Source organism: Aliarcobacter lanthieri (genome assembly GCF_013201625.1).
Taxonomy (GTDB): domain Bacteria; phylum Campylobacterota; class Campylobacteria; order Campylobacterales; family Arcobacteraceae; genus Aliarcobacter; species Aliarcobacter lanthieri.
On sequence record NZ_CP053839.1, the window covers coordinates 1,597,992 to 1,623,548 of the forward strand.

26 protein-coding genes are annotated in these 25,557 nt (G+C 26.3%); 8 read left to right on the top strand and 18 right to left on the bottom strand.

Annotation, left to right across the window (positions count from 1 at the left end):
- Window position 1: 1 nt before the first annotated feature.
- Window positions 2–949 carry a helix-turn-helix domain-containing protein gene (locus ALANTH_RS08060; protein ID WP_026804667.1) on the bottom strand — a complete coding sequence of 316 codons (948 nt, stop codon included), beginning with the start codon at window positions 947–949 and terminating at the stop codon, window positions 2–4.
- Window positions 950–1,059: 110 nt separating this feature from the next.
- On the opposite strand from ALANTH_RS08060, the gene ALANTH_RS08065 reads away from it, so the two are divergent.
- Window positions 1,060–3,147, top strand: coding sequence for a TonB-dependent receptor (locus ALANTH_RS08065; protein WP_026808080.1), 2,088 nt, complete (start codon window positions 1,060–1,062; stop codon window positions 3,145–3,147).
- A gap of 34 nt (window positions 3,148–3,181) precedes the next feature.
- Here the strand turns inward: ALANTH_RS08065 and ALANTH_RS08070 are convergent, their stop codons facing one another.
- From ALANTH_RS08070 to ALANTH_RS08090, 5 genes are all read right to left on the bottom strand, one after another.
- Entirely contained in the window at window positions 3,182–3,664 is a 483-nt protein-coding gene (locus ALANTH_RS08070) for an ankyrin repeat domain-containing protein (protein WP_026808081.1), read from the bottom strand.
- Between the two features lie 8 nt (window positions 3,665–3,672).
- Window positions 3,673–5,100, bottom strand: a complete 1,428-nt coding sequence (locus ALANTH_RS08075) for a catalase (RefSeq protein ID WP_026808082.1) — start codon at window positions 5,098–5,100, stop codon at window positions 3,673–3,675.
- Window positions 5,101–5,189: 89 nt separating this feature from the next.
- A complete protein-coding gene (locus tag ALANTH_RS08080; protein WP_228133202.1) occupies window positions 5,190–7,835 on the bottom strand; it encodes an MlaD family protein in 2,646 nt (881 codons plus the stop codon).
- Window positions 7,822–8,409 (bottom strand): paraquat-inducible protein A, encoded by a 588-nt coding sequence (locus ALANTH_RS08085; RefSeq protein ID WP_026804672.1) that lies wholly within the window; start codon window positions 8,407–8,409, stop codon window positions 7,822–7,824. The genes ALANTH_RS08080 and ALANTH_RS08085 overlap by 14 nt, the downstream gene beginning before the upstream one ends.
- Window positions 8,410–9,006, bottom strand: coding sequence for a paraquat-inducible protein A (locus tag ALANTH_RS08090; RefSeq protein ID WP_026804673.1), 597 nt, complete (start codon window positions 9,004–9,006; stop codon window positions 8,410–8,412).
- A 105-nt stretch (window positions 9,007–9,111) separates the two neighbouring features.
- Here ALANTH_RS08090 and ALANTH_RS08095 point away from each other — a divergent pair, with 105 nt between their 5' ends.
- Window positions 9,112–9,546, top strand: a complete 435-nt coding sequence (locus ALANTH_RS08095) for a globin domain-containing protein (protein WP_026808084.1) — start codon at window positions 9,112–9,114, stop codon at window positions 9,544–9,546.
- A gap of 37 nt (window positions 9,547–9,583) precedes the next feature.
- Here ALANTH_RS08095 and ALANTH_RS08100 read toward each other — a convergent pair whose 3' ends face one another.
- The gene (locus ALANTH_RS08100) at window positions 9,584–10,057 is read right to left on the bottom strand and encodes a hypothetical protein (RefSeq protein ID WP_029888372.1); all 474 of its coding nucleotides are present in this window, start codon (window positions 10,055–10,057) and stop codon (window positions 9,584–9,586) included.
- A 102-nt stretch (window positions 10,058–10,159) separates the two neighbouring features.
- Here ALANTH_RS08100 and ALANTH_RS08105 point away from each other — a divergent pair, with 102 nt between their 5' ends.
- A complete protein-coding gene (locus ALANTH_RS08105) occupies window positions 10,160–11,056 on the top strand; it encodes an EamA family transporter (RefSeq protein WP_026804721.1) in 897 nt (298 codons plus the stop codon).
- A 23-nt stretch (window positions 11,057–11,079) separates the two neighbouring features.
- On the opposite strand, the gene ALANTH_RS08110 is transcribed toward ALANTH_RS08105, so the two are convergent.
- Window positions 11,080–11,277, bottom strand: coding sequence for a hypothetical protein (locus ALANTH_RS08110; protein WP_026804722.1), 198 nt, complete (start codon window positions 11,275–11,277; stop codon window positions 11,080–11,082).
- An 18-nt stretch (window positions 11,278–11,295) separates the two neighbouring features.
- A complete protein-coding gene (gene ybaK / locus ALANTH_RS08115; protein ID WP_026804723.1) occupies window positions 11,296–11,763 on the bottom strand; it encodes a Cys-tRNA(Pro) deacylase in 468 nt (155 codons plus the stop codon).
- A 131-nt stretch (window positions 11,764–11,894) separates the two neighbouring features.
- Between ybaK and ALANTH_RS08120 the strand changes: the two genes are divergently transcribed.
- Window positions 11,895–12,482: a YceI family protein gene (locus ALANTH_RS08120; RefSeq protein WP_026804724.1), complete on the top strand. Its 588-nt coding sequence runs from the start codon at window positions 11,895–11,897 to the stop codon at window positions 12,480–12,482.
- Here the strand turns inward: ALANTH_RS08120 and ALANTH_RS08125 are convergent, their stop codons facing one another.
- The 3 genes from ALANTH_RS08125 to ALANTH_RS08135 all read right to left on the bottom strand — a co-directional run bounded on the left by ALANTH_RS08125 (window position 12,483) and on the right by ALANTH_RS08135 (window position 14,584).
- Window positions 12,483–13,556 (bottom strand): DNA alkylation repair protein, encoded by a 1,074-nt coding sequence (locus ALANTH_RS08125; RefSeq protein ID WP_026808086.1) that lies wholly within the window; start codon window positions 13,554–13,556, stop codon window positions 12,483–12,485. It abuts the gene before it with no gap.
- Window positions 13,557–13,559: 3 nt separating this feature from the next.
- Complete coding sequence (locus tag ALANTH_RS08130; RefSeq protein WP_026808087.1) at window positions 13,560–13,883, bottom strand: antibiotic biosynthesis monooxygenase family protein; 324 nt, start codon at window positions 13,881–13,883, stop codon at window positions 13,560–13,562.
- A 77-nt stretch (window positions 13,884–13,960) separates the two neighbouring features.
- A complete protein-coding gene (locus ALANTH_RS08135) occupies window positions 13,961–14,584 on the bottom strand; it encodes a DJ-1/PfpI family protein (RefSeq protein ID WP_026808088.1) in 624 nt (207 codons plus the stop codon).
- A 156-nt stretch (window positions 14,585–14,740) separates the two neighbouring features.
- Here ALANTH_RS08135 and ALANTH_RS08140 point away from each other — a divergent pair, with 156 nt between their 5' ends.
- Genes ALANTH_RS08140 through ALANTH_RS08155 form a run of 4 tightly spaced genes read left to right on the top strand, consistent with a single transcriptional unit; the run spans window position 14,741 to window position 17,938 of the window.
- A complete protein-coding gene (locus tag ALANTH_RS08140; RefSeq protein WP_026804728.1) occupies window positions 14,741–15,559 on the top strand; it encodes a phosphate ABC transporter substrate-binding protein in 819 nt (272 codons plus the stop codon).
- Between the two features lie 3 nt (window positions 15,560–15,562).
- Window positions 15,563–16,399 carry a PstC family ABC transporter permease gene (locus tag ALANTH_RS08145; protein WP_051488756.1) on the top strand — a complete coding sequence of 279 codons (837 nt, stop codon included), beginning with the start codon at window positions 15,563–15,565 and terminating at the stop codon, window positions 16,397–16,399.
- Entirely contained in the window at window positions 16,396–17,268 is an 873-nt protein-coding gene (locus ALANTH_RS08150) for a PstA family ABC transporter permease (RefSeq protein WP_026808089.1), read from the top strand. The genes ALANTH_RS08145 and ALANTH_RS08150 overlap by 4 nt, the downstream gene beginning before the upstream one ends.
- A complete protein-coding gene (locus ALANTH_RS08155; RefSeq protein ID WP_051583684.1) occupies window positions 17,261–17,938 on the top strand; it encodes a phosphate ABC transporter ATP-binding protein in 678 nt (225 codons plus the stop codon). Before ALANTH_RS08150 ends, ALANTH_RS08155 begins: the two co-directional genes overlap by 8 nt.
- 8 nt (window positions 17,939–17,946) lie before the next feature.
- On the opposite strand, the gene ALANTH_RS08160 is transcribed toward ALANTH_RS08155, so the two are convergent.
- The 6 genes from ALANTH_RS08160 to ALANTH_RS08185 all read right to left on the bottom strand — a co-directional run bounded on the left by ALANTH_RS08160 (window position 17,947) and on the right by ALANTH_RS08185 (window position 25,121).
- Window positions 17,947–19,305 carry an efflux transporter outer membrane subunit gene (locus ALANTH_RS08160; RefSeq protein WP_026808091.1) on the bottom strand — a complete coding sequence of 453 codons (1,359 nt, stop codon included), beginning with the start codon at window positions 19,303–19,305 and terminating at the stop codon, window positions 17,947–17,949.
- Window position 19,306: 1 nt separating this feature from the next.
- Window positions 19,307–21,277, bottom strand: a complete 1,971-nt coding sequence (locus ALANTH_RS08165; protein WP_029888374.1) for a MacB family efflux pump subunit — start codon at window positions 21,275–21,277, stop codon at window positions 19,307–19,309.
- On the bottom strand, window positions 21,271–22,446 hold the full coding sequence (locus ALANTH_RS08170; RefSeq protein ID WP_026808093.1) for an efflux RND transporter periplasmic adaptor subunit: 1,176 nt from the start codon (window positions 22,444–22,446) through the stop codon (window positions 21,271–21,273). The genes ALANTH_RS08165 and ALANTH_RS08170 overlap by 7 nt, the downstream gene beginning before the upstream one ends.
- A 289-nt stretch (window positions 22,447–22,735) precedes the next feature.
- On the bottom strand, window positions 22,736–23,218 hold the full coding sequence (locus ALANTH_RS08175) for a hypothetical protein (RefSeq protein WP_029888375.1): 483 nt from the start codon (window positions 23,216–23,218) through the stop codon (window positions 22,736–22,738).
- 11 nt (window positions 23,219–23,229) lie between these two features.
- A complete protein-coding gene (locus tag ALANTH_RS08180; protein ID WP_026808094.1) occupies window positions 23,230–23,535 on the bottom strand; it encodes a hypothetical protein in 306 nt (101 codons plus the stop codon).
- Window positions 23,532–25,121, bottom strand: a complete 1,590-nt coding sequence (locus tag ALANTH_RS08185) for a PepSY-associated TM helix domain-containing protein (RefSeq protein ID WP_029888376.1) — start codon at window positions 25,119–25,121, stop codon at window positions 23,532–23,534. Before ALANTH_RS08185 ends, ALANTH_RS08180 begins: the two co-directional genes overlap by 4 nt.
- Window positions 25,122–25,557 lie beyond the last annotated feature (436 nt).

A 25,557-nucleotide genomic window follows, 5' to 3' on the forward strand; every position in this document is an offset into this window, starting at 1 on the left:
ATTAGTAATAATACTTTCTTTTAATCATTATATTCTTAGGACAAGTTCCAAAAAATTGTATAAAAGCATTTGTAAAATTTGATTGATATTTATATCCTACAAAATTTGCTATTTCTGCTATTGAATATTCACTTGTTTCTAAAAGTTTTTTAGCATAATTCATTTTTTGTTCTAATATCATTTGACCAGGGCTCTTATCAAAAAGTTGTTTAAATCCATACTTTAATTTAAATTCATTAAGTGCTACTTTTTTTGACAAAGTTACTAAATCTGGAAATTCATTTGAGTTTAGTATTATATTTTTTGCTTTATATAAAGCTTCAATATCATCTTGATTAAATTTTATTTTTTTATTATCAGAAATTTTTTGTTGATTAAATATATCACTAAATTCATTATAAATCAGTTCTAATACCTTACTTTGAAGATAAATATCATGTAATTTACCCTCAAAAGGAGAATTAAAAATCTGAGTTGCTAATTTAATATTCTTTGAAATCTGATTTTTTAATGTTACACTTGGAGAATTTTCAAAAGAGTCTAAATTAAAAATATTATTAAAATTTTTTTCTAAAAATTCATCTTTTATTATTATTCCTAAAGAATTAGAATTTTTATCTAAAATTGTTGTCGTATCATATTCGTTAATATATTTAATACAAGAACTATTTTTTTTAAAACTTTCTTCTTTTTTAAAACTATTATCTATTATATTACTCTCTCCATCAAGAACAATATTCACAACTAAGCCTTTAATTTTTGAATTAGCATGTAAGAATATTTTTTCATTAGTTAAAATTTTTGTTTTTAATAATAAAATATCTTCTGTAATTTTATATTTCAAAGTAGATATAAATCCAAGTTCTTTTGGAAAATTAACTATAATATCATTTTGATTTGAAGAGAATTTATATGCTTCCATATCATTTAATGTAAAATTATAAGACATTTAATTCCTTATTCATAAAAAGTAATTCTAAAATAATAAATTACTTCTTGAAGTCAATATTCCTTATCATTATAATACAAGCTTATTAAAAACTTGTTAAAGGGAAAAAAATGATAAACAAAACACATAAGTTAATTTTTTGTTCAATATTTGCAAGCTCAGTACTATTTGCAACAGAAACAACAAAACTAGATGAAATAACAGTTAGTGCAAATAAAATGGAAGAAAATATAAAAGATGTTCCTCAAAGTATTACTGTATTAACTGAAGAAGATATAGAAGTAAAAGGAATAAAAAATATTTCTGATGTAATAAAGGAGATTCCAAATCTATCATCTTCAAATTTATATTATGAGCAAGTTAATTTTAGAGGAATCAATACTTCATTATTTACAGCAACAAACCCTGTTGTAATATATATAGATGGAATTCCACATAGTAATCGTTTTGGTTATAATACTTCTTTAATAAATGTTGAAAAAATTGAAGTTTTAAGAGGTCCACAAGGAACAATTTATGGAAAAGATAGTATCGGTGGAGTTATAAATATAGTAACAAAACAACCAGATAATTTAGAAGGATTTATCTCTACAGAATATGGTTCAAATAATTTTATGGAAGGAAAATTAAATCTTAATGTTCCAATAATAAAAGATAAATTATACATCAGTACAAATGGTGTGATATCAAAAAATGATGGCTGGATAACAAATAATAACTCAGCACAAAAAGATGATGCAAATAATCAAAAATTACATAAATTAAATTTTAATGTTATATATAAACCAACAGATAGACTATCATCAAAAATTAGTATTTTTAATAGTAAAGATAAAAAATATTTTATAGAAGGAGGAATTATACCTTCAAATAATATAAATGATTATAAGAGAAAAGATTTTAAAAATGCAAATTTTGAAACAGATTCTTATAATGATACAACAAATAATTCACAAGCATTAAATCTAACATATGACTTTGATAATTATATTTTATCATCTACAACAACTAATTCAAAAACAGACATTAAATTTAATTATGATTTTGATTGGTCAAATAATCCAGCAAATGACAACTTAAATATTTTTGCTAACACTGAATTGAAAAATTTTACTCAAGAATTAAGGCTTCAAAATAAAGACAATTCTAATATAAAATGGCTAACTGGTTTATATTATGAAAAAGATAAATTTAATAATAAAAAATATGGTTCAGAATACCCAGCTTACATGTGGGGAAATATATTTGGAATAGATAATATTTATACAGATTATGTTTCTAAAACTTCTAGCCAAACTCAAGCTATTTTTGGACAAATGATAATTCCTATTATAGAAAATATTGATTTAACTTTAGGAGCTAGATACCAAAAAATTAAAAAAGATATAAATTTAGATTATTTTATGAAACCTACTGGTTCAAATAACCAAGCAATATACTCTCTTGATTCTGAAGAAACATGGAAAACTTTTTTACCAAAATTTGCACTATCATATAAAATAAATGATAATAATACATCATTTTTTAGTATTTCAAAAGGTTATTTGCCTGGAGGATTTAATTATTATGCAGATAGTGGAACAGTTGATAACAATAAATTTGATGCACAAAAATCTATAAATTATGAACTAGGTATAAAAAGTTACCTTTTAAATAATAAGTTAAATATATCTGCTTCAATTTTTTATATGGATATTGATGATATTCACTTGTTTAATTTTGATGGAATGAGGATGACAACAACAAATGGAGGTAAAGCAACTTCTCAAGGTTTAGAAGTAGAAACAAAATATATCATAAATAATAACTGGGCAATAAATTCTTCATTAGGACTAATTCAAGCTAAATATGATGAATATATAAACTCAAACAATAAAGACAATAGGATAGAAAACACTCCTTCTTATAATTTTAATATAGGATTAACATACCAAAACCAAAATGGAATTTATGGAAGATTTGATATTTTTAATCAAGGTAAAAAATATTTTGATGCAGCAAATACTTTAAAAGAAAATTCTTATACTACAGCTAATATTAAAATTGGATATATGTTTAATAATTGGGATATTTATGCTTATATGAAAAATATTACTGATGAAAGTTATTTAACAACAGCTACTCAAATGCCTACTGGATATTTAGTAACTTTTGGAGAAGGAAGATTTACAGGAGTTGGAATAAAATACTCATTTTAAGATAAGGAATCTATATTTTATATAGATTCCTTATCTAATTATTTTTCCTAAATAAGCTAATGATTTTTGAAAATAGAAGATAAAGTTTATATTTAAAACTCATATTTTTATCTTGCTCATTTAGATATTTTACTATTTTGGTATTTCCAAACATACTAGCAAACATAAGTGGAGTTGTACCAAGTCCATTGTTTTCATGTATGTTTGCTCCAGCTGTTACAAGAATTTTTACAATTTCTAAATAACCTTTAAAGCAAACACCAGCAAGAGGTGTTTGTCCTTTATCATTTTTCTTATCTACATCAGCACCTAAATCTACTAGCATTTGTGTAGTATCAATATTGCCATTGTAAGAAGCCAACATCAAAAGAGTATTTCCTTTATGATCAGTTAAATTAACACTAAGTCCAGCTTCAATCATAGCTTTTAAATATTGAGTTTTACCAGTTCTTGAAAAATCAAGTGCCAAAACTTGTAATTCTTCATATCGTTTTAACTCTTCTTGTGTAACTTCCATAAAAAACCTTATATTCCTAAAGCTTTTTTAACACCAGCTGCATAATCTGGATGTACTTGCTCAAATAAAGCAATTTGTCTATCTACAATATTTCTAGGAACTCCATCCATTGCATCTTTGATATTACTAAATAATTGTTCTTTTTGATTTTCACTCATAAGTAAAAACAATGCTCTTGGTTGAGAGAAATCATCATTTCCAATCCTATGATTATATCTATCCGCTACATCACCAACAGTTAAAGCTGATTCAGCAAAACTACTATCTTCAACTGGTCCATCAAAGCTATTTGGCTCATAAAAAGCTTTTGTTGGATCTTTTACTTGAAAGTTCATACTACCGTCAAGATTATATGTATTTACTTCAACTATTGGTCTATTTACAGGTAACATTTCATAATGTGTTCCAACTCTATATCTTTGTGCATCTGGATATGAGAAAATTCTAGCTTGTAACATTTTATCAGGAGAATAACTAATACCTGGAACTATATTTGATGGACTAAACGATGCCTGTTCAACTTGTGCAAAATAGTTTTTTGGATTTTCATTTAAAGTCATAGTACCTACTTTTATCATAGGATAATCACTATGAGGCCAAACTTTTGTTAAATCAAATGGATTAAAACTACATGATTTTGATTGTTCTTCGCTCATAATTTGAATCTCAAAACTCCATTTTGGAAAATTTCCTTTTTCAATATTTTCAAACAAATCTCTTTGATTCGACTCTCTATCTTTTCCAACAATAGATTCTGCTTCTTTATTTGTAATAGTTTCTATACCTTGAAGAGTTTTAAAGTGGAATTTAACCCAAAATCTCTCATTTTTATCATTTATTAAACTATATGTATGTGAACCATATCCATTTATATTTCTAAATGATTTTGGTAATCCCCTATCTGACATCAAAATAGTAACTTGATGTAAACTTTCTGGACTTAAACTCCAAAAATCCCACATTGCAGTATTACTTCTCAAGTTTGTTTGTGGATCTCTTTTTTGAGTATGGATAAAATCAGGAAATTTATATGCATCTCTTACAAAAAATACTGGTGTATTATTTCCAACTAAATCCCAATTTCCTTCTTTTGTATAAAACTTTAATGCAAATCCTCTTACATCTCTTTCAGCATCAGCAGCACCTCTTTCTCCTGCAACTGTCGAAAATCTTAAAAGAAGCTTTGTTCTTTCACCTTTTTGTAAAGCTTTTGCTTTTGTATATTTTGAAATATCTTCAGTTATTTCAAGCTCTCCAAAAGCTCCACTTCCTTTTGCATGAACAACTCTTTCAGGAATTCTCTCTCTATTTTGATGCGCTAACTTTTGAATTAATTGATAATCTTGTAATAAAACTGGACCTCTATCCCCTGCTGTTAACGAATTTTGATTATCTGCAATTGGATTTCCACCTGTTGTTGTCATTATTTTTTTCATAATTTCTCCTAATACTTTTTTAAAGGATAAAAATTATCCTTTGCATAAAAGTATTGTATATGGATAAATCTTAATTCTTTATTAAAATATTACTTTATACTAGGACTTATATTTTTCCAATCAATTTCTAATGTTTTTTCTAGCATAAATATATCACTACTAGTTGCTTCATCAGAGTAATCATAAGGGGTAACAACGACAAAACCACCTTTTATTAAACTTGTAACTGTACTAGATTGTACTTTTGAACCAAATATAGAAAATTCCATATCAAATCCACTAATATCATAAAATTTTGAGTTTTTTCGAATTAATTTCTTATATTTATTATCTATTAAACAATCTATTATTACTCTTGAGCCATCACTACTTAAATCAACTTTTAAAACTTTTCCTATTTGTACATTTTTATAATAAACTGGTGAGTCCACATTTACACTAGATACAGTTTTATCTTCTACTTTAAAAATTGTTCCTAAATGAGAATAATCAACTGATGGTTCTTGATCAAAACCAGTAAATACTCTTTTAAATTTTCCTTCACCTTTTATAACTCCAATATTTACACCCATTACTGTTGCACCTAGATTTGCTACTTCTTGAAGTGAAATTCTTGGTTTTTTAAGATAAAACATTGTTCCATCTTTAGCAAAATTTGAAAAATCATCATATATAATAGCTTCAACCTCAACTTGTCTATTTTTATTTAAACTTACTTTTTTTACTTTTCCTATATTTACACCTTTATATGTAAGTTTTGAAAAATTCTCTTCTATACCTTCAACATCATTAAAAATGATAACTACACTATTTGTAGCACTATTCATATCATCTTCATTTGCATAAATTTCATGATTTCCTAAAGGAGTTTTTGAACTATTATCAAGATATATAGAACCTTCAATTAAAGAGTTAAGATTATCTATAGAAAAATCAATTCCACTAAGACTAGCTTTTAAATCAATAGCACTTTTTTTATAAAATCTACTACTATTAGTAATAAACTTTTTATAATCATCATAAATAAACAATTCAACTTTAGATAGTTTATCATTGAATTTAATATTTTTAACAAATCCTATCTCTTGATTTTTATAAATAACTGCCATATCTTGAAATAATTTAAAACTATTATCAAACTCTGTAAAAACTATAAATCCACTATTCTCCATTCTTTTTATTCTTAGTACATCTTCGTATTTACTATATAACTTAAATTCTTGCTTTGTTAATTTATTTTTATCATTACTTATTGATAAAACTCCTATAGAGCCATTAAACATTCCTTCCATACCACTATAATTTAAATCTAAATTTAGATTCTTTATCTGTAAAATTTTTGAACTCATGTCATAAAATAGTGTTTTATCATTTATCAAATCTTTATACTCTTCATCTATTAATATAGATAATTTTACATTTTTATAATCATTTGTTAAAGAATAACTATCAACTCTTCCAATTTCAATATTTCTATAATAAATTTTTGATCTATCAGTAATTGAATTAAGATTTTCTGCAAATAGTTCAACTTTGATAGTATCAACACTCTTTTTTAACTCTTTTTTATTTATTGCTGAAAACTTATCATTAAAATCTCCATCTTTATATTCTAAAGAAACAAAATTTCCTTTTATTATATTTCCAAGATTTTTTATACCACTAAGTGATATAGTAGGTTCTTCAACAAAGAATCTACTATTTTTAGTTAAAAGATATTTGTACTCATCATAAACAAAAGCTTTTGTTTCCAAATAATCCTCATTTAACTTTATAGAACTAATTCTTCCTATTTCTATACCTTTAAAAATAATAGGTGTATTTTCATCTATTGTTGCTTCATAGAAATCAATTTTAAAATAGTGTTTTCCCTTTAAATCATCTTTTTGAGCATATAAAATTTGAATATCATTTTTTGGTATTTCTTCTATATCTTTTTTAGAAGTAATAACTGTAATCCCTCCAATAAGCGCAGAGTAAAAAGACCCAACTTCAATATTTAAACCTCCTGCTCCATAATTTACTTTTAAAGCTTCATTCATAACAAACTTAGAACTTTTATTTACTAAATATCTATATTTATCATAAATATGAGAAACAATAAAAAGTTGTTCTTCTTTAAACTCTTTTGCTACAATTTCACCAATTTGATATTTATTATAAAATACTGGTGTTCCAACATCAACATTGTCTTTATCATTTGCAAGTAAGGTTATATAGTAACCATTTTCATCATACTCATCATCTGGTTGAAATTCTAATCCTTCAAAATAGTATTTTGGTTTTAGTTTTTCTATCTCTTCATGAGTTACAAAAGTTGGAGACAACTCTATTTTATATCCACTTATTAGTGTACTTAAACCAGATATTTTTGTTAATGAAACGGTTGGTTTCTTTATCCAAAATTTTGAACCTTCATTTGCTACATATTTTTCAGCTTCACTATTTACCAAGATATTTACACTTACACTTTTTAAATCTTCATGCATATTTATTTTTGTAACTTTTCCAAGCTGTAATCCCTTATATTCTAAAGGTGTTACATTCTCTTTTAATCCTTCTGCACTTTTAAAATAAACTATGATATTTGTTCCTTTTTTTGAATATGATTCATAAGCAATCCATCCTAAAATACCAAAAACTATTAAAGGTAAAATCCAAATAAAAGAGATTTTATTTTTTTGTTCTAATTTTGGTTTATAAACTGTAGTTTGTTCTAATTTATTTTCTATCATCCCAAATTATCCTTGTATCAAATTTATTTGCTGCTAACATTGTTAAAATAACCATCAATCCAAAAGATGTTGCAGCAATCCCACCTTTTATATTAAAAATTTCATCTAGTTGCACAATTGAAGATAAAAGTGCAACAACGTAAATATCTATCATTGACCACTTTCCAATAGCTTCTATAAATTTATAAACTAAAACTTTAGTTTTATTCTCCATCTTAACTTTTATTTTTAAAGAACTAAATATTATTAGTAATCCAACGAGTTTTATCAATGGTATTGCAACACTTGCAGTAAAGATTACAATTGCAATAAAATAACTTTTCATTTCTAAAAAGCTAATAACCCCTTCTAATATTGTACTATGAATATTAACTCCAAGCTGAGTTATCTCCATCATAGGGAAAATCATAGCTGGAATATATAATAATATTGCACAAATAAGTAAAGCAAAAGATGTTTGCAAAGAGTTTGGTATTCTTCTTGTAACTTTATGATTACATCTTTCACAAGTAAATTCACTATAATCTTCTTTTTCATAAATTTTATGACAATTCCTACAAGAAATTAAAACCATCTAATCTCCCAAAATATTTTTTGCATTAAATTTCTTATTTGATAAATAAAAACAAAGAATATATATCAACATAACATAAAAACCTATATCAAATTTTGTTGTGGATACCATGCCTATTAATTTTATATAAGTTACAATAATACTTATAATAAAAACTTCAATAAATCCCCAATGTTTAAAAAAGTAGAAACTATCATAAAGCATAGGTTTTGAGACAATATTTAAATTTAATTTTTGTTGAAGATATACAAAAATTATAATAAAAGAATTTAATATTGGAGCAAATAAAATAGTAAAAAAAACAACTAATCCAATAAGTAAGAAACCTTGTTCTATTAAAGTAAGAACTGCTCCAATAAGAGTTGTTTTAAGCTCTTTTTCTGCAATATCTAATGTAATGATTGGATAAATATTTAAAATAATGAATAATAATATAGCTGAAATAGCATAATACAAAGAATCATAAGACAATTCTTTATCTACTGGTAATTTACTATTACATCTAGGACATCGCTGTACCAGATTTGTTTTATAATCTTTTTCTATAAACAAACCACAACTATAGCATTCTTCAATGTTATTTAATCTTTTATTCATAAAAATCCTAAATTTAAATAAAGATATTTTAACATAGTAAACATTTCTTAACTATAATATAAGTATTATAGACATCAAAATTTATACATTATAAAGGCTAATAAAATGAATTACAATATAACAAATGCACCCTTTGGAGTAAGACCTCCAGTTTCAAAACCAAGTTCAAAATTTTTAGAAGTTTTAGGAGAAGAAAATCTGAGAAAATTAGTTTCATCACACTATGATATTTTGAGAAAAAGTGATATACAAGATATGTTTCCTCAAGATGATCAAGAGTTTGAAAAAGCAAAACAACACTCTGCTGACTTTTTTATACAAATCTGTGGAGGACCAGACTACTTTAATCAAAATAGAGGTAATCCAATGATGGTTGCAAGACATCAACCGTTTAAAATTACTCCTAAAGCAAGACTAGTTTGGCTAGATAGTTATAAAACAGTTTTAGAAAATCTTGAATTAGAAGATGAATTAAAACAATCTTTTTGGAACTATTTAGATATTTTTTCTATTTGGATGATAAATACACCTCAAGATTAAAAGATTTAAGAAAATGAAATTTCATTTTCTTAAAATATTAAAAACCTACTTTTAAAGATAAATTTGCAGTATTATAATCGTAACTATGACTAGATTTACTCATTCTCATAGTTTTATATGTACCTTCAAGTGCAAGAGTTGGAGTGAATCTATATTCTAAAGAACCACCATATCCAAGACCAGTATATGTACTATCATCGTAATATTGTACAGCTCCACTTCCTATACCATAAATAGTTAAATTATGTAAGATATCATATCCAGCTTTTAAATCTAAATCAACAGTTGTAGCACTAGTACCACTTCTAACTTTTCCATAACTTAAACTATTTGCAAAACCAAAAATAAAAGATTGAGCAACTCTTGTAGTTGAACTTTGCCCAACTGTAAATTGTGTATAAGTATCACCATCTACTTTTCCAGCTGTAACTCCTGCAAAAATTTTTGTATCAAAAGCATTTAGAACTGAAAATAGCCCTAAGAAAAATGTTATAAAAAAAATCCTTTTCATAATAACTCCTTTTAGAATATTAAAAAGTATATAAAAACTTCTCTTAAAAGCCAAAATAAGGTAACTTGGAGTACAATCGCAAAAAAATTATGAAAGTTTAAAATGAGTATTCAAGTTCAAGGTATTATTTTTGCTGTTGTTTCAGCTATTGCTTATGGAACAAATCCTTTAGGGGCTTTATATTTATATCAAGAAGGTTTAAATGTAAGTTCTGTTGTTTTTTATAGATTTTTATTTGCAGTTATTATATTAGGTATTTTTATGAAAATACAAAAAAAATCTTTTTATGTTACAAAAAAAGAATTATCTCTTTTAGCAATAATTGGTTCACTTTTTGGTATTTCAGCTTTATGTTTATTTGGAAGTTTTTTATATATGGATGCTGGACTTGCTTCAACTATATTATTTACTTATCCTATTTTTGTAGCTGTTATTATGACTGTAATTTTTAAAGAAAAAATATCAATCATAACTGTTTTATCAATATTTATAGCATTTGCAGGTGTAATTTTATTATGTGAAACAGGAGGAGAAAGTTTAGATTTTGTAGGTATTGCATTAGTAGCTATTTCATCTTTATGTTATGCAACTTATATAGTAGTTGTAAATAAAGGTTTAAAAATCCCTGCTATGAAACTTACATTTTATTCAATGTTTTTTTGTGCATTAACTATTTTTATATATTCGCTATTTGATGTAAAATATTCGATTCAAGAATTAACAACTTTTAATATGTGGTTTTATTCTATTTTTTTAGCTATTGTTCCTACTATTATATCGTTGATTCTTCTAATCAAAGCTGTAAATATGATAGGTTCAACTCCAGCTTCAATTTTAGGAGCACTAGAACCATTAACAGCTGTTTTAATAGGTGTTTTAGTATTTAATGAGAAATTGACAATATATCTAGCTATTGGAATAATTTTAATTTTAGTAGGAGTTACTTTAATAGTAGCCAAAGATATAATAGAGAAAAAATTCAAGATAAATAAAATCTAAAAATAAAAAGCTAAAATAGCTTTTTATTTTGCTGGGATTTGTGTTTTATCCTGAATTTGTATAGCTTCTTCCTGAGCTGGTTGTTTCATATATGTTAAAACAACACCAATTACTAAAAGTAATATAACAATCAATCTTACAGTATTTCTCTTTTGTTTTGATTCATTTCCATTGTAATCATCGATTTTTTCTAAAGTTGGTTCACCTTTATTTTTACTCATAATAAGCTCCTTTTTTTGTTATGCAATTATTTTACCCACTTTTGCTTTTAAAAGCTCTTCTAAATCCTTTGGTTTCACTTCAATATCCAATCCTCTCTTCCCTCCACTTATAAAAATTGTTTCAAAATTTCTTACTGTTTCATCTAAAACTGTTCTTAAAAGTTTTTTTTGTCCTAATGGAGAAATTCCACCAAGTAAATATCCAGTTACCTTTTGAGCTTCATCTTTTAAAGCCATTTGAGCTTTTTTAGAATCAAAAATAGTAGCAACTTCTTTTAAACTAAGTTGATTTGAAACAGGCAATACACAAACAACTAACTCTTTTGGACTTAATTCCACAAGTAATGTTTTATAAACTTGTTTTGCATCTAATCCCAATTTTTGGACTGCTTCATCTCCAAAATTTGTACATGCTGGATCATGATCGTATTTATGTATTTTAAAATCACATTTATACTTTTTTAATAAATTTATAGCTGGTGTCAAAATATTCCTTTCTAACTTTTATGAAATTATATACAAAATTTAATAAATCTATAAAAATTACAATATTGATTAATGTTATTGTTATTTTTAGTTTGCTAAAATTTTAAATATTTTAAATAAGGATATAGAAAATGAAAAAAACAGTTGTTTCAACTTTAGGTCTTATGTTAATGACAAGTTCATTGTATGCTGGTGTTTGTGGAGATAAACTAAAATATGATTTTACTTTTTATGGTGCAGAAGATAAAGCTTATGTAGTTACAAAAAATACATTTAAAACAGCAACTAGTAATTTTCCAAGTGAGAAATTATTAAATGCAACATTAAATATTGATGCTTTATCTATAGATACAAGTGCAGATATGAGTAATCTTAAAGCTCAATGGCCAGCAGCAATGGCAACAGTTAGAGATAATAATATTAGAAATAGCTTCTTTAAACTATTTGAAAAAAATCCAGGAAAAGTTGATGTTAAAATTGTAAAAGTAGAAGCTTCTTCTATGGATGTAGAATTTACTATGAATGGTGTATCAAAAGTTCTACCTTTTTCATATAAAGTAGATGGAGACACTATAAAAGCTACTGGGAAATTAGATGTTTTAGCTTTTGGTGTTGATAAAGCTTGGAAACAACTTAGTGCTATTGCAAAAAGTTTTCACCATGGAAAATCTTGGAATGAAATTGATATAAATTTTGAAGTTCCTGCTAGTTGTAAATAGTTAATTTACTAAAAAAGATTTTTCGATAACGTTCTCTCCATTTATGACTATACTTAAGCTATGCATTCCTTGTATGTGTTTTCGTATAGTCATATCTTTAAAACTTTGCTTTTTTATAAATTTTTTTGAATTATGAGAAAATCTATTTTGAGATATCATAAATATTTTTTCACTATATCTATTATTTAATTTTAAATAATTTATTATATATTCTACTCTAATATTTCCTAGTTCTTCTTTTGAAATAAGTTCAAATGAAAAATTTAAATCTTGCCCTATTTTTACACTTTTATCGCAATAGAAGTTTATAACTTTTATATTATTTACTTTTTCAAAACCAAAAAGTTTTAAAATCTCGTGATTACCATTTTTAAGTAAAGTTCTACTTCCATGTTTACAAATCCAATCTAAACCTTTTGAAATTCCAAGGTTATTTTTTATAAAATCTATTACTAATTTTGGATTGTCTTTTGAGATATCATTCAAATTATTTGCTACACTTTTTTGAACATATTTTGATTTATCATTTTTTAAAAGCTCAATTATTTCAAATACTTCTTTAGGATTTTTTTTAAATTTTGCTAGAGCAATAGCCCAAGGAAGTCTTGGACGACATCCTTCACTTGATAATCTTCTTATATCTTCATTTTTAGATTTTGCCCAAATCTTCATCTGTTCAATAGTTTTATCTTCATATTTAATGATAAATTGCCGTATTGCAAACTCACTACTTGATTTTATAGTAAAAAATTCTAAAGCTTTCATAGAATGAAGAAAATCATCAAGTCCAAAAACCTCAACAAAATCTTGAAATATCATAGCTTCTAGTCCAAAAAAATCTTTTTTTACTTCTTTTAAAATTTCTAATTGTTCTTTATAACAAAAAGGTAAAAATTTATTTAAACTTTGTGAAATATGTCGCATTCTTTGTTTTAATTCTAAATTATTCCAAGAAGAGTTAAAAATAATAGATATAAATTCTTTTTTTTTAAAGTTAGAATAAGTATAAAAAAGTTTATCTGCTAACTTTTCAATAAACTCTTTTGAATATAAATCTTTTAATAATGTAGCCATAAATTAATACTTATCAAAACTACTAGTTTCCAAAGTATAAGATCTTTTAACTTCTGCAATATTTATCTTATAATCTTTAAAAATACTATCTCTTCCTTTTCTTTGTGCCCAAATATGGTCAATATTTTGTTTCCAAGTTAAAATTGATTCTTCATCTTCCCAATATGATAAAGATAAAAGTTTTTTTTCATTTACTAAAGATTGAAATCTTTCAACACTTATAAAACCTTTTTGATTTATTAATTTCTCTTTTAGTATTGAAGCAATTTTTAAATACTCATCTTTGCATACTTCTTCAATTTCAACTTCGAAAATAACTGCAAACATAATCTATCCTTTTAAAATTTATTCTATTATACTAAAAAACATTAATTTTACTAAGAAATATTACAAATTGAAATATTTTAAAATTCTATTCTTCTTTTATTCTCTTCTAGATATGGATATTCCATATGTTTTGCAGTTGCTCGTGAGACTTTTTCTCCAAAATATTTTTTTACAATATAAAGTGCCATATCAATACCCGCAGAGATTCCAGCACTAGAAATAATATTTTTATCTTCAATAAAGTGTTTATCTCTACAAACTTTCACATTTTTAAACTCTTCTTCCATTCTTTGTAAACTTTTCCAATGAGTTGTAGCTTGTACTCCTTCAAGAAGTTTTGCATTTGCTAAAATAAGAGAACCTGTACAAACAGAACTTAAAAGCTCTACCTCTTTTGATTTTTGCTTTACAAAATCTAAAACTTTTTCATCATACATAAGTTTTCTTGTTCCCATTCCACCTGGAACTATCAAAATATCAAGTTTTGGGCAATCTTCAAAATCAAAATCTGGTATTATTTTCATATTCCCTTTTGTAAAAATCACTTCTTTTTTAATAGAGATAAGCTTTACATCAAAAGGAGAAAGAGTTTCTGCCCTCTTCATTTCATCAAGTCTAGTTACACTTAAAACTTCAAATGGTCCACAAAAATCTAAAACTTCTATATCATGAAAAACAAAAACACCAACAACTTTTTGCATCAGATTACCTTTTTATAATATTAAATTATTTTATCATAGTTTTGATATACTCTTGTCCATTTTGGATATATAGGCTTAAGGTTTAAGCAACAAAGATCTTTTCCAAATCTCTTCTTTGTCTTCTTATCCAATTTCTAATATTAAAAAGGAATTGAAATGAAAAAATTGATTTTATCAATCTTTGTATTTTTTGTTTGTTTTTCAAATGCGAATGATGATTTAAAACCATTTGAAAATTTAAAAGGTACATTAAATATTGCTGGAGGAACTGCACATATTGCTTCAGAAAAAGAAGCCATGAAAAATATTATGCAAACTTATCCACAAATTACAATGACAATTGCTGGTGGAGGAACTGGTGTTGGAATAAAACAAGTAACTGAAGGTTTAGTTGATATTGCAAATGCTGGACGAGCACCTAAAAAAGATGAAATTGAAAGAGGAAATCTACAAAGTTTTATCTTTGCAATGGACGGAATAGCTGTTATTGTAAACAATGACTTAAATACAAAAAACCTAACAACACAACAATTAATCGATATCTTTACTGGAAAAGTAAAATCATTTGAAGAATTAGGACTAAATGGTGGGAAAATAAACCTTTATGTAAGAGATTCTTCAAGTGGAACAATGGAAGTATTTACAAGTGAAGGTATAAAAAAAGCTGAAATTTCTCAAGATGCAAAAGTTGTAGCTTCAAATGCAGCTATGAAAACAGCAGTATTATCTGATAAAAATGGTATTGGATTTATCTCTTTTGGTACAGTTGATGATAGTGTGAAAGCCATTTGTATTGATGATAAATGTCCAAGTATTGAAACTATCTTAAGTGGAGATTACCATATTTCAAGAGGATTATACATGGTTACAAAGGGTGAACCAAAACCTTTGGCTAAAGCATTTATAAACTATATGAAAAGCGATAGTGGTGCAAAAATCACAAATAAACTCGGATTAATTCCTTATCAAAAATAGTTTATGCACTTTTTATTTAATTTTGGGCTTGTTATATCAGTTTTTATAACAAGCTCTTTAATCATATTTATAGTAGTTTTTTTACTATATTTTTCTCTTCCACTAATAAACTCTGGGCATTTTCTAGAGTTTTTTACTTTTAGATGGGAAGAGCAGAAAAATCTTTTTGGTTTAATGCCAATGATTTTAGGAACAGTTTATATAAGTGTTTTAGCTACACTATTCGCCACAATTATGAGTTTCTCTTTTGCTTCACTTATGGCATTTTTTCTACCAAAAAATATCTCTAGTTTTTTAAATAAATTTATGCTATTTTTATCAGGAGTTCCAACAGTTTTATATGCTTTCATAGCTATATTTTTACTTGTTCCTTGGCTAAATGATATTTTAGATGGTAATGGTTTTAGTATCTTAACTGCTTCTTTTGTACTTAGTTTTGTCGTACTTCCAACTATGACTATTATTTTATACAATACATTTATTTCAACTTCAAAAAAAGCAATCTTTGCTGCAAAATCTTTAGGAGCAACAAAAGAAGATATTTTTTTTGAGTTAGTTTTAAAACAATCCAAAAAAGGTATTTTAAGTGCAATTATTTTAGGCTTTGCAAGAGCAGTTGGTGATACTATGATAGCTTTGATGATAGCTGGCAATACTTTAAAAACTCCAAGTTCTATTTTAGATAGTGCTAGAACTTTAACTTCTCATATTGCACTTATAAATGCAAATGATTATGAATCAATAGCTTTTAAAGCTATATTTTTATGTGGCTTACTACTTTTAATATTCTCTTTTTTGACTGTAATTAGCCTAAAAATAATCAATAGAGAAGAAAAATGAATAGAAAGATCATAATTTTACTTTTCTTTTTAATAAGCTTGATCTCTTTAGTAATTTTATCAATATTTTTTATATTTGTTTTTTACAAAGGATTAAATATTTTCTCTTTAGAAATTATTTTTGATAATGTTCCCATTTTAGATGCAGTTTTATTAAAACAAAGAGTTTTTGATGGAATTTTCAATGCAATCATAGGTTCACTTTTTGTTTCACTTTTAGCAATAATATTTGCTTTGCCTTTAGGGTTTTTAAGTGGAGTTTTTATTGCAATATTTGCTTCAAAAAAAATTAAAGAAGTTTTTAGTTTTTCTTATGAGCTACTAGCTTTTGTACCATCTATTGTAATAGGACTTTTTGGTTTATCTGTTACAATATATTTACATAAGATATTTTTTGAAGATTTATATACTTGCCTCTTAATATCTTCTATTTGTCTTGCTATTTTAATAATTCCATATATTGTAAAGATGACGGAACAAGCTTTATATTCAATCCCATATAAAATCAAAAATTCAGCTTTAAATTTAGGAGCTACAAAGTATCAAAACCTTTTTTTATTGCAACTTCCATATATTAGTAAACAACTATTTAGTAGTATAGTTTTGGCTATTGGAAGAGCTGTTGAAGATACAGCTGTTATTATGATGACTGGTGCTGTTGCTATGGCAGCAATACCTAGTTCAGTTTTTCAAAAATATGAAGCAATACCATTTTTTATATTTTATATCTCATCACAATATCAAGATATTTATGAGTTAAACAAAGGTTATGTAGCAGCTATGATACTTCTTTTTGTATCTTTAAGTTTGTTTATTTTTGCTTTTGTTATACAAAAATTAGCCCTAAAAAGGAGTGGAAAATTTGAATAAACCTATACTAATAATAGAAAATCTAAATCTATTTTATGATAAAAAACAAATTTTAAAAAACTTGAATTTAGATATTTTGGAAAATTCAATAACTGCTATTAGTGGACCTAGTGGAATTGGAAAAAGTTCACTACTTCTTGTTTTAAATCAAATGATAAAAGAATGTGAAAATGCAAGTTTTGATGGGAAAATAACTTTCTTTGAAGATGAAAAAGAGATAAATATATGCTCTTTAGCTTCAAAAGAACTTCCAGTTTTGCGAAAGAAAATAGTTTATGTAAGCCAACACCCTGATATTTTACCTTTTTCTATTTTTGAAAATATTTATTTTCCTCTGAAACTTCAAGGAGTAAAAAAAGATATAGCAAAACCTATTATAATTGAAGCTTTAAAACAAGTTCATATATATGATGAAGTAAAAGATAGATTAGATGAAAATGCAAATCTACTTTCAGGTGGACAACAGCAAAGGCTGATATTAGCAAGAGCCTTAGTTTTAAAACCAAAAGTTTTACTTCTTGATGAACCAACAGCTTCATTAAATGAAGAGTTGGCTCTAAAAATAGAAGAGTTATTACTTAAAATTAAAAAAGATACAACTATTGTAATGATTTCTCACTTTAAATCACAAGTTTTAAAGATTGCAGATTATATACTTCCTTTAGAGTAATAAATTTTTTAAACTTTCCATCCACCACCTAAAGCTTTATATAGTTCAACACTTAAAATTAATCTTTTTAATTTCAGTTGAACTGAGATATCTTTTGCACTATATAGATTTCTTTGAGTATCAAGTAACTCCATCATAGTTGTAGCACCTACTTTATATTGTGCAAGAGAAAGATTAAGTGCTAGTTCTGACTGTTCTAATTCTTTATTTTGTAATTGTATTTGTCTATCAATATTTTCTATATTTCTTAAAGCAATATCAACTTCCCAAAATGCATTAATAATAGCTTTTCTATAATTTATAAGCATTTCTTCATATTCTGCTTTAGATAAATCATAATTTGCACTAAGCTTTCCACCATAAAAAATAGGAATTTTTAATGATGATAATAAAGTATATATTGGTTTATCAAAAATATTTGAAAATTTTTCTGCATTTGTACCTAAACCTCCAACTAAATTTAAGCTAGGGAACATTTCAGCTCTTGCAACATCAATATTTGCATTTGCACTTTTCATTAAAGCTTCAGCCTGTGCAATATCTGGTCTTCTTAGTAATAATTGAGATGGAAGACCTGATGATATATTTGGTATTTGTATATCATCTAATGTTATTTTATTTACTTCTAAATTACTAGTTTTTGCTAAAAGTGTAGATAGTACTTTATTTGACTCATCTAGCTCTTTTTCTAACTCAACTAAAAATTGTTGTTGTTGTAAAAATAAAATCTCTTGTTGAGTAAGTTCAAGTTTAGTAGAAGCTCCTAAATCATACTTAGATTGTATTAGTTCAAATAACTCTTTTGCTGTTTTAAGATTTAACTTTGCAATATTAATCTTATCATTTAATGCAACAATATTTAAATAAACCATAGTAACATTTGATATCATACTTAATTCTACTTCATCTTTTTGAAATATAGTAGCTTTTAGATTTTCACTAGCACTTTCATAGAAAGCTCTATTCTTACCCCAAAAATCGATTTCATAACTTATTTCTAAATTTGAACCAAAATTATTTGTATTTCCATTATGATTTAAACTACCTTTTCTTGAAGCATCTAAACTTCCACCAATTTGTGGATATAAATCTGCTCCAGCTATTTTTGCTTTTGCTCTTGCTTGTTTTATTCTATTTATAGCAACTTGTAAATCTAGGCTATCATTTTTTGCTTGTAATATCAAAGAGTCCAATTCTATACTTCCAAAACTCTGCCACCAAGTTTGGCTAATCTCTTTTTGACTATCTTCAAAACTTATATTCCACTCATTTGGTAAAGATATTGTTTGTATATCTTCTAAATTATTCTTAGAGCTACATCCAACAACTAGTAAAGATAAAGTTATCATATAAAAATATTTACTCATTTTACTCTCCATTTAATGCTACAACTGGATCTAATTTAGAAGCTTTACTTGCAGGAATATATCCAAAAATAAGCCCAGTAATAACTGCACTTAAAAATGCTATTAAAATAGCTTTTACTGAAAAAATCAACTCAATATCAAAAGATATCAAAGCTGCGCCTATTATTATTGCTACAATAACTCCAGCAACTCCACCAATTAAAGATACTAAAACTGCTTCAGTTAAAAATTGTCTTTTTATATCACTTTGTCTTGCACCTGTTGCCATACGAATACCTATCTCCTTTGTTCTCTCTTTTACAGACATAAGCATAATATTCATAATACCTATTCCACCAACTATTAAAGATATACTTCCAATTAAAGTTATTAAAAGATTTTGTTCTTTATTTGCCTCTTTTTGCGCTTGAATTTTTGATGGATTATTATTTATACGAAAATCATCAGCACCTCTAATATTTTTTAGTGTTCTTGTCATATCTTCTACTGTTTCATTTGCAAGATTATAATCTTTAATATATATCTGAATAGATCGAGGTTCAATTTTATTATCTAGTTGTCTAGTTCCAAGAGTAAAAGGTAAAACTATCATATCATCATCTTCTTTATCTCCACTATAAGCTGCCATTTCTCCCAATTCACCAATAACTCTAAAAGGAATATTATTTACAAGGATATATTCACCTATATAAGATTCCTCACCAAAAAGTTTTTCTCTTACAACTTTCCCTAAAACAGCTACTTTTGCTAAATTCTTTTCATCTTCTTTTGTAAAGAATTCACCGTTTACAATCTCCCAATTAAATATTTTTAACCCATTTTCATTTGTCATTAAAGCAAAAGCACCTACATTTACATTACCAAATTTTATAGATACTGAAGTACCTCTTGCAGGTGTTGTAAACTCTACATTATCTACTTTATCTATTGCTTCAACATCACTTAAAGTAAGAGTTCTTTCTACTCCTGTAACTTTATCAATATCTGGCCAAATAGATATACGATTAACATCACCAAAAGTTTCCATCTGCTTTAAAGCTTTTTGACTAGTAGCCTTTCCAACTCCCATAAGTACAATAACAGCACAAACTCCAATAATAATTCCAAGCAATGTAAGTAAAGTTCTAAAACGATTTACCCAAAGTGTTTTCCATGCACTAATAATAGATTCATTAATTTCTGCTAATAGTGAACTATCTTTTTTAACTCCCTCTTTCATATGTTCTATAAAATCTCTTTTTTCAAAAGTATTTTTAGAATTTATAATCTCATAAGAGCTATTTTTACTATCTTCAATAATAAGCCCATCACTTATACGAACTATTCTTTGAGCTTGAGAAGCAACTTGAGAATCATGAGTAATTAATATAATAGTATGTCCAGCACTTGCTAGCTCTTTTAAAAGTTCCATAACTTCAATACCACTTTTACTATCCAATGCTCCTGTTGGTTCATCAGCTAATATTATATATCCTCCATTTACCAAAGCTCTTGCAATAGATACTCTTTGTTGCTGCCCTCCAGAAAGCTGATTTGGATAGTGGCTTTTTCTTTGTTCTAAACCTAAACGTTGTAAAAGCTCATTTGTTTTTCTTTCTCTATCTTCAAAATCTGTTCCTTTGTAAATTGCTGGAACTTGAATATTGTGATTTGTATCTAAAGTTGGTATTAGATGATATCCTTGGAATACAAATCCAAAAGCTTCCCTTCTAAGATATGCTAACTCATCAGCTTTAAAATTTGATATATTTTTCCCAGCAAATAAATACTCTCCACTACTTGCTTTATCTAAACATCCCAAAATATTCATCAAAGTAGACTTTCCAGAACCAGAAGTTCCTACTATTGCTACAAATTCTCCAGTATAAATAGATAAATCTATCCCATGTAATACTTTATGAATAGGTGTTCCATTTTCTCCACCATAAGATTTACAAATATTTTTTAGTTCAATTAGTGGAGTTTCTACCATTGCAATCTCGAAGAAGCTTTTTGATTTTCTATTTTTGTTACAATTTGCTCATTTTCTTTTATTCCATCTAATACTTCACCATAAATTCTATCTTTTATACCTATTTTTACAACTCTTTCTTCTATTTTGTCATTTACAAAAACTTTTGCTAAATAAGTTCCATCTCTTTGTTCTTTTAATGTATAAAGAGGTACTAATAATACGTCATTTGCAAAAGATTCTACAAAAAATACTTGAGCAGACATTTGACTCATTAAACTATTATCACTATTTTCTATATCAAAAAGTGCTGTATAAAGTACTACTTTTGTACTTGTTGCTTCTTTTTGTTCATCATCTTGCCCACTTTGAACAGGAGCTGGAAGTATTTGTTGTAATTTTCCTTTCCAAGTACGAAGTTCTCCTTTTTCATCTTTTAAACCTAAAGTAGTAAAATATATGTCCATACCTATTTTAAGTTTTCCTATATCTGCTTCAGAAACTTCAGTCCAAACAGTCATTTTAGATAAATCTGCAACTCTTAATAATTTTGGAGTTTGATAAGTTGCATTTAAAGTTTGCCCCTCTTTTGCACTCAATGATACAACTGTTCCATCCATTGGAGCATATATTTTTGTATATCCAAGTAATGCTTCATTTCCTTGAAGAGTTGATTTTGCACCTTTAATTTGTGCCTCTAAACTTTTTATTTTTGCATGTGCCATCTTTAAATTTGCTTGTGCTATTTGTACATCTTCTAGTTTTGTAGCATTACTTTTTAATAATTGTTCTTGTCTTGTAGCTTGAAAACTTGCTAATTCAAAAGCAGCCTTTTGTTCTATTAGGTGTGCATTTAGGTTTTCTAAACTTGCTCTATCAGTTTGTACTGTTGCACTTTGTATGCTAGGATCAATTTCTACTAATAAATCACCTTTTTTTACTATATCACCAGCTTTTACATGTATTTTCTCAATTTGTCCAGAAACTTGTGCTCCAATATCAACATAATTATGAGGTTGCAAAACACCTAGAGCAGATACAACATTTTTTATATCTCCTTTTACTACTTCTTCACTTTTTACTATTTCGACTGTACGAAAAAAGCCATACCAAATTAAAAAAGATATTAAAACTAAACTAATTGATAAGATAATATACTTTTTTGTTTTCTTTAAATATTTATTAGACATTCTATTTTGATTTTCCTTTACTATAATTCTAAGAATTGTTCTCTACTTAGTAAGACGAAAAAATATAAAAAAAAGGACAAAATTTTACTGATTTTTATAAATTTTTTTATATTTTATCGTTTGATGTTTAAATTTGTAACAAATTTTAAATAAATATACCTTTAGGGATGAATTTCAAGGAAAAAGAAAGAAGATTTCTTAACTTTAGCTCCTAATCTAAATTGATGTTAAGAAATATGAAAATAAAACAAACCTTGAAATCCACCCTTAAAGGTACACAAAAGAGAGATTAACTCTCTTTTAATTGTTGTAATATTCTATTTGTATTTCTATTACTAAAATATATAGTTAATCCAAATAATATTATACATATTGTAAAGAACATTATTGTTACACTATCCCATTCATGAGATACATTTTGTGGAACTGTTACTTGTTTACTCTTTGTTTTTAACTCTTCACTATATCCTTCAAGTGGAGCAATACCCTCTTTTACTAAAGTATGTCCTTCACCTCCATCAAGTACAACTTGGTATGGCTCTTTTGGAATATCAATTGTAATTTCACTCTCTTTTGGCAATCTTTGTTGAAACAATACATCTCCTGAAACCAAAGATTCTATTCTCACCATTGCTCCTGCTGCATCATCTCCTGTATCAAACTCTCCAGCAACTGTTATTGTATTATCTTTATTATCTTCTACAAACAATAACAATTCATGCGCACACAAGCTTAATGTTAAAGTTAAAAGTACAAATATCTTTTTTATCATTTTATTTATCCTCAAATATTATAAAGTATTATTAAAGCTATTCCAAATATTAAAGTTGGAACAACACATCTTTGAAGTGCTACATATTTAGTTTTAGACAAGCTTATCCATAGTGCAACACTAGCCCAAGCAAAAGTATTAAATAACAATGGAACTATTATTGACTCCCCAGCAGAACCAGGAATAATAAATATTAAAAGAGTCATACCTAAATATGCAACAACAAGCCCACCAACAATAGAACAAATAGTTCTAAACAATCCTATTTTTTTACCACTATTTTCAGGAATTTTAAGGCTATTTATATATTCTCTCATTTTACACCTCTTGAAGTCCAAAATTCTTGAATTTTTTCTCTATTTACTGGAAGTTTATAAGCTACTACTAAAAGTATCAATCCAAATATAAACAATCCTATATCAACACTTAGTACTGTATAAACTTCTTCATTCCAAAGCCTAATTGGACTAAATCCACTATTTATAAAATGTATTATTGGACTAAGTATAAATAATATCCCTCCAAGATATAAAAACTCTTTAGCTGCTTTATAAGAATTAAGTCTATAAAAACTCCAAGTTAAAGTTGCTACCCAAGCAACTGCAAACAACCCTTTTTGAATCAATACTCTATTTTCCATATCAAAAGGTAATAACCATTGTAAAACAAACAACAATCCAGTTGCTGGAATAACTCCTATCATAACTGCAAGTGAGAGCTTTCCAAATCCTTGATATATTGGAATATTATCCCCAAATTTTCTTGATTTTTTCTCTAAATATAGTAATACTCCAAACCCTAATGCAAATGTAGAAAACAACATCAAAGTTGCTATAAAAAATCTTGTAAATGTATCTACTCCAAATAGAAAATGCAAGAAAAATACACTATCATAAAATAATCCACTCCAATGCTTATCTAACACTTTTTGTTGATGAATTAAGCTACCATCAACTCCACTTAGTATCACAAAAGGTTTATTTGAAATACCATTTAAAAATGGCATATATGGATTATAACCTTCAAATTTTGCTATTGCACTACTATCATTCCAATTTATAATTCTTACTCTTTGAAAGTCAACTTGAGGAGCTATCTCTTTTGCTTTTATTAGTAATTCATTAATAGGAAGCATTTCTACATTGTCATTTTTTAAATCAAGACGTGGTTGTTGAGGATATAATATAGGTCCAGTTAAATCCCAATATTTATGAGTTTCTCCTTTTGAAGCAATATATGTCATTGGAGCTGAACCACTATATCCTATATTCATCAAAGCACCAGTTAAGGTAATAATTATAAATGGGGCAAAAGTCCAAATAAATATCTTTCTATGCCATTTTGAAAATTTTGCAGTAGCATTTTTACCATTATTTGTATATTTTATTTTTAATATCAAATAAACTCCACCTATAACTAAAAACATAACTCCAACGGCCATAAAACCAAATGTAAAATATCCAAAATCTTTCAAAGGTCTTCCATAGTGCATAGAGTTTAAAAACCAAGCAAGTTCAGATAAATCTCCTTCATTTTCCACTTCCAAAGAAGTACTTGGATTAAAAACTTTTGTTTTTACAAATTGAGTACTAATTTTTAATGCAGGATCTTCCATATATCCTGGAAAAGTTATCGTAATAGGATTTACTTTTGGATAATAAGGATCTGCTAAAACTGGATTTATCATAGCACCATAATCTATTGTTGTTATATCAGCAACTTTAAAGTGTCGTGATGGTTTTTCCCATACTTGAATATATGGAAGTAAAATAGCAAATATTCCAAAAAATACTGCTATATACATAAGTAAAGAGAAACTTACTCCAGTTGTAGTATGCACTCTTTGTAGTCTTTGTTTGAAGAGTTTTTCATCTTCTTTCTTATATGATTGTTCAATACTCATATTTATTCTTTTTTTCCTTTCCTAAAATCAAAGTCATTTTAATAATTGTTATATTTCTATATAAAGAGTAAAAATAAAAAATTTATCTCTCATAGTATAAGACGAAAAAGATAGTCAAAAGAGGACATATAATTTTAGTTTTTTATAAATATCTTTTTTAATGTATAGTTTTGTAACATATTCTTATAGTTTTGTAACATATTCTTATTGTTTTATAATATATTTTAATAATTATTAAAAATTAGAATAGTTTTTTATTATTCCTAAAAGTTAAATTTTGATATTTATACTATATATTTACAAAATACCTTGCTATTATATATTTTTTAAGATAGAATGCTCGGATTAAAGATGATGTAGAGTTTAATCACATCTTTAGTTTGCTTTTATTGATACTCAAAAAATTAATACTAACACCTAATAAAATAAGAACTCA